We start from the raw sequence: 11,236 nt of genomic DNA, 5'->3' as shown, positions 1-11,236 counted from the left end.
AGCCGGACGGTGCTGCCTTGCGGCGGCACCGTCACCAACCGGCGAGAAATTTTTTGACGCGCAAGAACGCGCGCGCGATTGTTGGCAAATAAAACGAGCTGAGAATCGCGATGATCGCGATGACGCACAGCAATTCCAACAAGCTCGCCCCGGCTTTGCGTTGAATGAATCGTTTCATGGAACGCCGAATCATTAATGATATTGCCCCGGCAACAGTTGAAAGACGGCGGCAAAGACAAACACAAAAATCAGCGAGGAAATCGCCAGGCCAATCGTCGCCAGAAGAATGCCTCGCATCAGCAATAGCCCACCCGGATTCCATTGGCCGCGGCTGATTGCGCGCGCCGAGCGAAAGTTCGAGAACGCGACGAATGCGAGCACGAAACCAATCACCGGAATCAAGCTCGCCAGCCCGAAGGAAAAACAACGCATCGAATGTTCAATGGCCTTGATGCCTTCCTTCGCGCTGAGTCCAATGGGGTTGTCATTCATGGGTTGAAGGAGTTGCCCCCGCAGGATTAGCGGGCGCAGTTTTTGGCAAAGCCGCGCTATCCAAACGCCGCACTTGCTTTTTCTCAAGCAACTTGAGTTCGCGAGAAACCGTCCGGATGGTAACAGTATTTACGGCAACGAAAATTGTCATGATGCCCAGCATGATCAGCACCAGCATCACCGCCGAACCGCTTTCTGCGCGCGATGTGCCTGATGGATTGGAAAAAAGTTTCATGGTGATTTGGGTGTTTGCGGCACAGCTTCAAAAGTAAAATCAGGAATGACCGTCGCGCCTTTCCGCCGGGCGCCCAATTCCAATTGCCAGCGCCACGCCGTGATTTGGTTTCGCGGGTCTGCCTCCATGCGCGAAGATTTTATTTTTGACAGCAATGGAATCCATTCGCTGCTGCCATCGCGCCGCCAAACGGCATTCTCAGAAAACCGGTAATCCACCTCGCCGGATTTTCTCGGAATGCGCAGCGTCGTGCCCTCTGGCGAAACCTCAGTCCGCGGCATCCCCGCCGCCGCGCGCACATCCGCTCGCCAGCGTTCGCCGGCCTTTAGCGTCTCAACGATGTCATCGCCGTTTCCCCGGAACGCCTTGGAATTATCCCAGCACGTGAAAAAGACCTTGAACGCAATGGCCGAAATCAGGCCGAACATTCCGATATAAACCACGCACTCCATCAACAGCAGGCCGAGCTGCAAGCGCCGCCGCGTCACTCGTGAAAACTTTGGCAACGATGTTTTCATTTCGTATCCGCCTCCCGCACGACTTCACCACCCGACGATTTTTTGTCCGGCTGCCACTCAAGGCGTAAATGTTGGCCAGTGATGGTGAGCGTGGTTTTTCCTGGCGGAAGACTTTTTACCGCGTCGCCGTGGAGTTGATAAGTTTGTCTGCCGGGATTGAAATGATGCCATTCGCCGGCGAGCAGAATTTCCATTTCGCCATCCACCAGTTCGACGGCCACCGCGCGGCGATACGAATTGCGCATTAGCTTCTGTTCCTGCGCAAACGTAAATGCCAGCGGCATCATCGCCATGATCAGGATGGCCATCGCGACCATCAGTTCCGTGCTCAACATACCGCTTGTTTTGGATTTCACCATAACACCCCTGCATTGATGATTGAAATGAGGACGGAGAAAACACTCACCACAATGCAGCCGACAATCACGCCGTTGAGCATTACAATGCCCGTGGTGACCGCTTGCGCTGTTGCTTGCTCCTGTTGAAACGCCTTCGCATCTAGCGATTCATTCCAGCCCGCGATCGCTTTTAAAAATCCGTCATGCGCGTGCAAGGCATTCGTCAATCGCCAGCGGAATTCGCCGCTGTCATCCACCATTTGCACCGCGTCGGCAAGCGTCGCCCCATTTTGCAATGCGTGGATGGCCCCTTGGGCGCGCTCCTGAAAAATCCGATTGGCCGTGCAATCCGCGGCAGCCGCGAGCGCTTCGGCTTCGGGCATTCCGGCATCCAGAAGGATCGCCAGCATCGAGGAAAAATCCCGCTGCAGCCGTTTTCTCCGCCAGGGAAGTGCGTAGATGATGCGATGCGTGATCGGCCCACACCATTTATTCAACCACGAAGCCATCCGCGCGCCATCTATATAGATCAGCACCGCGATCCAGACGAGCACGAACAACAATCCCTGGAGGATTCCAATCAATACCTTGTGAACAATGAACCATATCAAAACCGTCGGCGGCGTCCCGCCCATTTCTTGCAGGACATACACGAAAGGTGGCAGCACATAAATCTGGAGGATGGTCAGCAGCACAATGTTTACCGGGAATCCGACGAACCCCACCATCACCAGATAATTGATCGCGCCACGCGTTTGCGATACGGCATCCCTGGACAGTTGGCGGCACGCGGGAAAAACTTTCCTGACGTCGCCGATCTTCAATCCCGTTTGCAATATCTCCGCGATTTGTGGCGACAGAAGTTGCGGGACTCTTTTTAACGCTTCCCCAAGCGGCAATCCGTCCTTGAGATGGAACGCGAGCAAATGAAAATGAATGCCCATCGAATTATCCCGGCTTTCGGAGACGGAAATAATCGTTTGCTCGATCGCGCGCCCCTGCACCAGTCCCGTCTCGAGCAAACTCAAAAACAGCCGCGAACGCTCCTGGCGTTTCAATCGCGCGCTCACAAAGGTGTAGCCCATCCAGAGGACCAGGCAAAACGGCCCCAGCCCCAGGATCAGCCAGATTAAAAGCGCTAGCAGGTTATTCATAATGCGTGACGCAAATAAAAGTTGGCGGTGGTGCGCTCATTCAACTACTCAGCGCTCCAAGGATCACCAGAAAATTTCTAATCACCGGAAAAATTTGTAGGCAAATCATTCCACCCAATCCAAGAATGGCCGTGGGCAATGCCGCATAGAGAAACAAATCAATCCGATGCAGGGCTCGCGCATGATAAATTTCCGCAGCCCGGCGAAAACCCGCGCTGAGATCTTCGCCCGCGTTAGACACCATCCACAAAAACAACGGCGGGAACGCCGGGCCGGCCGCCGCCATTTCAGAAAATTGTCCGCGCCCATTCGCAAGTTGCGCATGCCAGCGCGCAAGCTCGCCACTGGCGATAGTGTTTCGCTCCATTTGCTCGACCAAGCCGAGAGCGTCGCCGAGATTGCCGCCGTTCTTGAGCATCAGTCCCATCGCGGTCGCGACCTGCGCGAGCTTTGCCTCCTTGAAACCGGGAAGCCGCCAGCGCAATTTGCGCCGCCACATCGGGACAGAAATCATGATGATTGCCGCCAGTAATAACGTCCCAATCACCATCGGTGGAATCCACATGCCGATGAAAATTCTCGGAGGCGTGGGCACTCCCATCATTCCGGAAAATCCCGAATCAATCAGGTGATAGGCGAAATAAGTAAAAAAGCACGAAAGCCCAAAGCTGGTGACGAGCACAATGAATGGATAAACCATCAATCCCTTGAGGCGCGTCCACGTCGAATCCACACGCTGATAATAATCCGCCAGCATCAACAACATTCCCGGCAGGTCATTGCCATCCACGCCCACCTTTACCATCTCCACATATAAATCCGGCAGCTTGCGCAACGCCAGCGCCTGTTTGATCGGTGTGCCGCTCTGCAAATCGGCTTGGAGACTTTCAACCTCGCGGCGCAATTCACCATCGCGCAGGTTCACGCACAGTTGCGCCAGCGCGCCCTCGAGCGGAATGCCTTCTCGCAACATCGCGGCCAGTTGCTGGTTGAAAAACGCAAATTCGTCGTATTTCATAATCCAAAAATTCTTTCGTACTCTGCTTCGTTGGTGGCCCCGGAACGCAGGAGTTCGCGCACCGACGATTCAAGGGATTGTTGTGGCGAAATCCGTTCAACTTCTTTCCGGCGGATCGCATCGCGCAAGGTTTGGTCCACTCGCAGCCATTCCACCAATGGAATCCGCCCTTGATAACCCGTCTTCAAACAAGCAATGCAACCCGCGCCCTTACAGGAATTGCAAACGCGCCGAACGAGCCGTTGATTCATGACCAATTCCACGGCGGACGCCGTTGCGGAATGGTCGGGGCAAAGAAGTTGAAGCCGTTCAAACACCCCGCGACAGGAACCCGCGTGCAGCGTGGCGATGACCAGATGCCCGGTGAGCGCCGCGCGGATGGAGATGTTCGCGGTTTCTTCGTCACGAATTTCGCCGATGACGAGAACCTGCGGGTCCTGCCGGAGTAGATGCCGCGCGGCGACCGCGAACGTCAGCCCGCGCGCTTCATTGACCTCGGTCTGCATGATGCCGGGAACGATTTGCTCCACCGGATCTTCAACCGTGATGACATGCCGTCCGCCGCTCTTTGCCAGGTGGCGCAGGCACGCGTAAATGGTCGTGGTCTTTCCGCTGCCCGCCGGCCCCGTCAGCAGCAACAGCCCGGACATCTGCCTGAGAAAGCGTTCGAGTTCCGCGCAAACGCCCGGCGGCATGCGCAAATCCGCAAACGATTTTTCACTCGAAGCCTCGAACAGGCGCAAAACGATCTTTTCCCCGGTGACAGTCGGATAAGTGGCGACGCGAATCTCATTACGAGAATTCAAGGCCGACTTGTCTATGCGGCCTTCCTGCGGCAGGGACTCCTGATAGGTTTTAAGCCGTGCGAGAAATTTGATCCGGCCAAAGACCCGGTCCGCCAGCGGCTCGGCCAGCGAACTTACCGGAACCATCACCCCATCGAGACGGAAGGACAACTGAGCGGTGCGGCCCATCATTTGCAAATGAATATCGCTGGCTGAGGCTTTTTCAGCCCGGCGGACGATGTCCTCCAAAACCTCCGGCGCGGATTCCCCCGTCGTTCCGCCATTGAACCCGTGATTAATTTGCTCCTGCATACTCCAGTTAATTACAACTGTAGTCAATATGACTTCATTTGTAGGCGATGGCAACTAAAATCTTCGGGAAAGTTTATAATGGTGAACGGTTGCCGGGCGGGTGGTGCTGCTGTAACGCCTCCGATGTTAAAACGAGCGCAGCGATGGTTTTTATCCGCCTTGCTTCTTAGATCGAAATCACTGCCCAAGAACCGCATTACGTTCTGCATCTGAGAGCAGTTTCCATTTTCCAACCGGCAGATCTTCCAGAATAAAATTCCCAATGCGAACCCGCAGCAGCCGCAGTGTGGGATGCCCAATGGCCGCCGTCATGCGCCGCACCTGTCGGTTTTTCCCTTCCACCAGTTCCATCGAAATCCACGCGGTTGGAATGGTCTTGCGCTCGCGAATCGGCGGGATGCGCGCAGGTATTTCCGGTTGCGGTTCGAGCAGGCGGGCGGTGCAGGGGAGGGTTTTATGGCCTTGGATGATTAATCCTTTTTGCAACTGCGCCAGGCTTTCGGGATTGGGAAGGTTTTCCACTTGAACCCAGTATTCACGCTCGTGCGCCTGAGTGGGATGAAGCAGCTTCTGATTCAACGCGGCCTCATCACTTAACAAAAGCAGGCCCTCGGAATCGGCGTCCAATCGCCCAATCGGATAAATATTTTTCGGAAAACCAAATTCCGCCAGCGGACGATTCGGTGAACCGTCGGGCGTAAACTGTGAGAGTACACCGTAAGGTTTATTAAATGCAATGAGCACAACTTAGGGAACGTCAAACCATGCGCGATGACAAGGCGTGAAAATTCTCGGTGTTGCTCCGCGAGGCGGCGTCGCTACACTCTTCGCGATGATTCGTAACATAATTTTTGATTGGTCGGGAACGCTCGTGGACGATTTGCCCGCGGTCTGGCGCGCGACCAATTATGTTTTGGAGCAGGCCCGACGCGAGCCGATGACGCTGGAACAATTTCGCGCGGAGTTTTGCCTGCCCTTCAAGATTTTTTACGATCGGCATGTGCCGGGCGTTCCGCTCCCGGAATTGGAAGTGTGGTTTCACGGTTCTTTCCGGCAGGCGCAGGAATCGGTCGTCGCGCTGCCGCACGCGCGGGAGTTTCTCGAGTTTTGCCGTCGAAACGGCTGGCGCACTTTTTTGCTAAGCACGGTGCATGAGGATCATTACCAAGTTCAAGCGGCGACGACGGGTTTTGGAGAATACCTTGAACGCGCTTATGTCGGGGTGTTGGACAAGACGAAGATGATTCATCGCATCCTGGAAGAAAATAATTTGCGCCCGGAAGAAACTGTATTTATCGGTGACATGCAGCATGATATTGACACGGCCAAACACGGCGGAATTGGTTCATGCGCCGTGCTGACCGGATACAATAACCTGGAACAACTGCGCGCCAGCGCCCCCGATTTGATTGTGGAACATCTGGGCGAATTGCAAACGATTCTTGAGCGCAACAACGGCAATTTGAAATCCGTGCATCCGAGTGGCGCGGATTTAATGCCCATCGTGACGGTGGGCGCGTTGATTTTAAACGAATCCGGACAAGTAATCCTGGTGCGGACGCATAAATGGTCGAACCTTTGGGGTATTCCCGGTGGAAAAATCAAATGGGGCGAGGATTCCCTTGCCGCTCTGCGTCGCGAGATCAAGGAAGAAACGAATCTCGAAATCACCGATATTCGTTTCGTGCTGGTGCAGGATTGCATCCATTCGCCGGAGTTTTATCGCGATGCCCATTTCGTGCTGCTCAATTACAGCGTAAAATGTGTCGGCCATCCTGATGTCAAATTGAACGACGAAGCCCGCGAGTTCAAATGGCTCACAGTCACGGATGCGTTAAAGATGCCGATCAACCAGCCGACGCGCATTTTGCTCGAAGCGTTTCAGAAAATGTCGTGACGAGCGCGCGTGAAATTTTTCCGCGCTTGAATTTCTCCGGCACTCACTCATTGTAATCCGATGTCCCGAATAAAAATCGTTGATCTTGAAGTTCACTACTGTGTCGGCATAAGCGACGCCGAGCGCGCGAAACCCCAGCGGCTGCTGATTACGGTGGACATGGAATTCGACTTCAACATGGCGGCGCAGGGTGACCGGCTGAACAAAACGATAGATTATTTTGCGGTGGCCCAGGAAATTTTGAAGTACGGCAATGGCAGAAACTGGAAGCTCGTCGAGAAGGTCGCCGTGTCGGTCGCCGAACTGGTGAAGTCGGAATTTCATCCTGAGAGTGTGACAATCGAAGTGAAAAAGTTTGTCCTGCCACAACCGGGTTACGTTTCGGTGAGTTGGACTCAAAGCTAACGCGGCATGAAAGCAGTCCGACTCGTTGCACCCGGCAGGCCGTTGGAGGAGCGGGAAATTCCCTTGCCACAAGTTGGCGCGCAAGACGTCCTCGTGCGCGTCAAAGCGGCGGGCATTTGCCATTCGGATGCGCATTATCGCGCGGGCCGATCCAGTGTTCAACCGTTGCCGCTCACTTTGGGTCACGAAGTCGCGGGTGTGGTCGAATGGGTCGGCGCGGGTGTCGCACGCTTCAAAGCGGGCGATCGCGTCTGCGTGCATTATCTCGTCACCTGCGGAGAATGCGCCTATTGCAACGAAGGCAACGAACAATTTTGCACGACTGGCCAAATGATCGGCAAACATCGCGACGGCGGCTACGCGGAATTCATCAGCGTCCCGGCGCGCAGTGTTTTTCGTTTGCCGGATGAAATTCCCTACGAACAGGGCGCGATTCTTATGTGTTCTTCGGCAACATCGTTGCACGCATTGAACAAGGCGCGTCTCAAGGCCGGCGAATCCGTCGCGATTTTTGGCGTGGGCGGCTTGGGAATTTCGGCATTGCAGTTGGCGCGAGCTTACGGAGCGTCATCCATCTACGCCGTAGACATCAAACCCGCGAAATTGGAAATCGCTAAAAAACTCGACGCCATTCCCGTGGACGCGTCGCGTGTTGATGCCGTGAATGAAATCAAACGGCTCACTAATGGTCGCGGTGTGGACGTGGCGCTGGAATTGATAGGCTTGCCCGTGACGATGCAACAGGCTGTGCGTTCGCTTGCGATCAAGGGACGCGCGTTGCTGGTGGGAATCACCGACCAGAAACTTGAAATCGCGCCCTATGGCGAAATTTTGAACAAGGAAGCAGAGATCATCGGTGTCTCGGACCATCTGGCGCAGGAGATTCCCCGGCTGATGGAATGGGTCACGCGCGGGCGATTGAACCTGTCCGGCGCCATCACGCAAACCGTCCCGCTGAGCGCCAAAGCCATCAACGACACGCTCGATCGCCTCGAACAGTTCGGTGACGCCGTGCGCGTTGTGATCACTCCTTGAGCGAGTGATCGTTCAGGAAATTTCGAGCAGTTCGACTTCAAAGACGAGCGTGGCATTCGGCGGAATCGCGCCCGGATAACCATCGGGGCCGTAGGCTTTTTCCGGAGGAATCGTCAGGCGGACTTTGTCGCCGATCTTCATCGTGGCCACACCTTCATCCCAGCCTTGAATAACCTGGCCGGTGCCGAGCACAAACGCGAACGGATCATTGCGATCCACCGAGCTGTCAAATTTCGAGCCGTCGGTAAGCCAGCCCGTATAATGAACTGTGACGGTATCGCCGATTTTGGGAGCGGCGCCGTTGCCGGTAGCAAGTTTTTCAATTTTCATAAATAATTTTGGATAAGTTTAGTGCGTCGCGACCCAATTATCAATGACGGGCAGTTCGCGTTTTTTGAGCATCGCCTTGAAACGGATTTCCTCGGCGGCCTCGCGCGCCTTCATGACTGCGTCCGCTGAGACGTGATGTTTGACGTAAGCCAGCAACTCTTCCGCCCGCGAATCATCCGAGAACGCGCCAAAAATAGATGGCACATAATTATCGCGATTAAACCCGTCCACCTTGGCCAGCAGCGCGGGCATGTGGTCGCGGGCGAAGTTCCAGGCCAGTTCTTTGTGTTCACCTTGCGTGGCGACCATGATGACAAAATATGTTGCCTCCTGCGGAATGGTTTCGTTTGTCAGGGACAATGCGAGAGTTTCACGCGCGAGTTCGGGGTCCAGGGCATTGCCCATCGCGCCATAATAAAGTTCGCGTTCCTCCGTCCCGGTGGCATTGCGGGCAAGCTCATGGAGATGATCATAAATGGGTTTGTCCGCGTAACGACCGCCGATGCGCAACACGGCGGGCCGCAGCGATGGCGGCAGCGAATCGGGGGTCGCGACAAATTGCGCAAACCGATTTTTGGCCTCGACGATCACCGGGGCATCGCCGAAGTGTCCCAACGCGCCGATCACTTTTCCGCGAAGCAGCGATTGATTGAAAGGCTCGCCCGTTTTTGGCATCCAGCCAATTTCCTGAAACGGCTGCCGCAGCAGCGAGCAAACAAATTGTTGGAACGCCTTGCGTCCCGGTTGTCCCTGTTCCAAATCATCAATCAGGTAACAAGTGGAAATAATTTCGTCCCAGATCGCAAAAGTTTGTTCATCACGCAATGCACCGACGAACGCAAAATAATCAGCGGAACTAGCTTTGCCTGCTTCTACCAGCGCCCAGGAATCATTCAAAAGATTGAGCCGATCCGCCGCCGAGAATGAATTGAGATTTTGCAAAAGCTTTTCGTTGAGCGCGGGCGAATATTGGACGCGGTAATAGCCGGTGTCGCCGGCGTTCGCTTTCACCAGCGCCAAACAATCACCGAGCGGCAGTTCGGCACTTTTATCTTTGAGAAGATATTTGTTCGTGGTGCCAGAGGAAACGAGAGTCATCGGAATTTCCCAACGCAGCGGATACGAATGTGGATCCTGAACAGTAAAACGGCGCTGCTCCAAAGAAACAACCTGGCGGCCATCGGAACATTTTGCTTTCACACTCACAAGCGGCAAGCCGGGTTGTTCCGTCCAGCCGGTGGAAATAGCGCGAATAGGTTTGCCGGAAATATTTTCGAGGGCATCCCAAAGGTCCGCCGTGGTGGCATTGGAATAAAGATGTCCGGAAAGATAATGTTGAATGCCGCGGCGAAATTCATCGGGACCGAGATACGCTTCGAGCATCCGCAGGAACGCCGAACCTTTTTCGTAAGTGATGCTGTCAAAGGCATCGTTCGCCTCGCTTTCATTTGCGACCGCCTGCTGGATGGGATGCGTCGTGCTGTGCGCGTCGCCGCTCATCACGGCGGTTTTATCCGAAGCAGCGGCGAGCCACATCTGCCAATCGGGATTGAAATGGTCGGTCGCCTTGTTTTCCATCCATGAAGCAAAACCTTCGTTGAGCCAGAGATCGTCCCACCACGCGGTTGTGACCAGATTGCCGAACCATTGATGCGCCATTTCATGAGCGACATCCACGAAGATGCCGCGCTGCGTTTCGGGTGAACTGGTTTTAGGATCGAAGAGCAAAACGCTTTCGTTGTAAGTGATCGCGCCCCAATTTTCCATCGCGCCATCGAAGCCGCCGGGAATAGCGATTTGGTCAAGCTTGGGCAGCGGATATTTGATGCCAAAGTAATCATTATAATAATGCAGCAATTTCTTTGTGGCATCGAGAGCGTAACGGCCTTGCTCCGATTTCCCTTCGGTGGTGACGACGCGAATCTTCACTCCATCCACTTCATCGCTGATGGATTCCAACTCACCGGCCACGAGCACGACCAGATAACTCGACATGGGCGGAGTGGTTGCAAAACGAGTTTCCTTCAAGCCGCTGGCAACCGGCGTTTCCTGTTCAATCGGGAGATTGGAAAACGCTTTGAATTTTTCCGGAAGCACAGCGGTGAGTTGATACGTGGCGCGAAATGCCGGTTCATCCCAGCACGGAAACATGCGCCGGGCATCCGTCGGTTCCATCTGCGTGCCGAGCATGATTTTTTTGCCGGAAGGCGCGTTGTATTTGACATAGAAAAGACCCTGAGCCTGTTCACCGATCCGACCAGTAAACTCAAGCGCGAGGCGGCTTTTTCCGGCGGCATGTTTCTGCGGAAGTTTGAGCGCTACGGTCTGGTTATTGGTATTGGCGTGAGGCAGGAGGTTGACCGGTTCCGGATCGAGCAAAGTGGCTTTAGTAATTTTAAGGTCGTTGACGTTGAAAACAATTTCCCTAGCCGGATGAAGGAATTCCAGATCCACGATCACAGAACCAGTAGTCGTGAGTTTGTCCAAATCCGGCTGGATACGAATCTCGTAACGGTGCGGCACAACCTCCTTGGGGAGTTTTCCGGGAGTGGACGCAAAAATAAAAGGGCTGTTCGCAAACGCGAGCGGCGCGGCGAGGAAGAGAAAAAACCATAGGCCGATTACCGTTTTAAGAACCAACCGCCGGTTGCCTTGATGTTCCATCGCCATCACATACTCAATGTCGCCCGGTTGGACAAGAGATTTGCGATTCAACG

At 54.5% G+C, this 11,236-nt stretch carries 14 protein-coding genes; 3 read left to right on the top strand and 11 right to left on the bottom strand.

What is annotated here, in order from left to right:
* Positions 1-31: 31 nt before the first annotated feature.
* The 9 genes from VH413_08290 to VH413_08250 form a co-directional block, all read right to left on the bottom strand.
* The gene (locus VH413_08290) at positions 32-178 is read right to left on the bottom strand and encodes a type II secretion system protein (GenBank protein HEX3798686.1); all 147 of its coding nucleotides are present in this window, start codon (positions 176-178) and stop codon (positions 32-34) included.
* A 14-nt stretch (positions 179-192) separates the two neighbouring features.
* Complete coding sequence (locus tag VH413_08285; GenBank protein ID HEX3798685.1) at positions 193-492, bottom strand: hypothetical protein; 300 nt, start codon at positions 490-492, stop codon at positions 193-195.
* The gene (locus tag VH413_08280; protein ID HEX3798684.1) at positions 485-727 is read right to left on the bottom strand and encodes a hypothetical protein; all 243 of its coding nucleotides are present in this window, start codon (positions 725-727) and stop codon (positions 485-487) included. The genes VH413_08285 and VH413_08280 overlap by 8 nt, the downstream gene beginning before the upstream one ends.
* Positions 724-1,215: a hypothetical protein gene (locus VH413_08275; protein HEX3798683.1), complete on the bottom strand. Its 492-nt coding sequence runs from the start codon at positions 1,213-1,215 to the stop codon at positions 724-726. Before VH413_08275 ends, VH413_08280 begins: the two co-directional genes overlap by 4 nt.
* A gap of 26 nt (positions 1,216-1,241) precedes the next feature.
* Positions 1,242-1,580 carry a hypothetical protein gene (locus VH413_08270; protein HEX3798682.1) on the bottom strand — a complete coding sequence of 113 codons (339 nt, stop codon included), beginning with the start codon at positions 1,578-1,580 and terminating at the stop codon, positions 1,242-1,244.
* Between the two features lie 17 nt (positions 1,581-1,597).
* Positions 1,598-2,737: a type II secretion system F family protein gene (locus tag VH413_08265; protein ID HEX3798681.1), complete on the bottom strand. Its 1,140-nt coding sequence runs from the start codon at positions 2,735-2,737 to the stop codon at positions 1,598-1,600.
* Positions 2,738-2,777: 40 nt separating this feature from the next.
* Entirely contained in the window at positions 2,778-3,755 is a 978-nt protein-coding gene (locus VH413_08260; protein HEX3798680.1) for a type II secretion system F family protein, read from the bottom strand.
* Positions 3,752-4,852: an ATPase, T2SS/T4P/T4SS family gene (locus tag VH413_08255; GenBank protein HEX3798679.1), complete on the bottom strand. Its 1,101-nt coding sequence runs from the start codon at positions 4,850-4,852 to the stop codon at positions 3,752-3,754. The genes VH413_08260 and VH413_08255 overlap by 4 nt, the downstream gene beginning before the upstream one ends.
* A 177-nt stretch (positions 4,853-5,029) precedes the next feature.
* Complete coding sequence (locus tag VH413_08250) at positions 5,030-5,596, bottom strand: pseudouridine synthase (GenBank protein HEX3798678.1); 567 nt, start codon at positions 5,594-5,596, stop codon at positions 5,030-5,032.
* 88 nt (positions 5,597-5,684) lie between these two features.
* Between VH413_08250 and VH413_08245 the strand changes: the two genes are divergently transcribed.
* Genes VH413_08245 through VH413_08235 form a run of 3 tightly spaced genes read left to right on the top strand, consistent with a single transcriptional unit; the run spans position 5,685 to position 8,189 of the window.
* Positions 5,685-6,749 (top strand): NUDIX domain-containing protein, encoded by a 1,065-nt coding sequence (locus VH413_08245; GenBank protein HEX3798677.1) that lies wholly within the window; start codon positions 5,685-5,687, stop codon positions 6,747-6,749.
* A 60-nt stretch (positions 6,750-6,809) separates the two neighbouring features.
* Entirely contained in the window at positions 6,810-7,154 is a 345-nt protein-coding gene (locus tag VH413_08240; protein ID HEX3798676.1) for a dihydroneopterin aldolase, read from the top strand.
* A gap of 6 nt (positions 7,155-7,160) precedes the next feature.
* Positions 7,161-8,189 (top strand): zinc-binding dehydrogenase, encoded by a 1,029-nt coding sequence (locus VH413_08235; GenBank protein ID HEX3798675.1) that lies wholly within the window; start codon positions 7,161-7,163, stop codon positions 8,187-8,189.
* A 12-nt stretch (positions 8,190-8,201) separates the two neighbouring features.
* Here the strand turns inward: VH413_08235 and VH413_08230 are convergent, their stop codons facing one another.
* Together VH413_08230 and VH413_08225 are read right to left on the bottom strand one after the other, a co-directional pair.
* Entirely contained in the window at positions 8,202-8,519 is a 318-nt protein-coding gene (locus VH413_08230; GenBank protein ID HEX3798674.1) for an FKBP-type peptidyl-prolyl cis-trans isomerase, read from the bottom strand.
* 18 nt (positions 8,520-8,537) lie between these two features.
* A complete protein-coding gene (locus tag VH413_08225) occupies positions 8,538-11,234 on the bottom strand; it encodes a M1 family metallopeptidase (GenBank protein HEX3798673.1) in 2,697 nt (898 codons plus the stop codon).
* Positions 11,235-11,236: the final 2 nt, after the last annotated feature.

The sequence above is a fragment of the Verrucomicrobiia bacterium genome, from assembly GCA_036268055.1.
GTDB lineage: Bacteria > Verrucomicrobiota > Verrucomicrobiia > Limisphaerales > Pedosphaeraceae > DATAUW01.
Note: the sequence above shows the minus strand (reverse complement) of the source record. Positions and strands in the feature narration are given on the sequence as shown.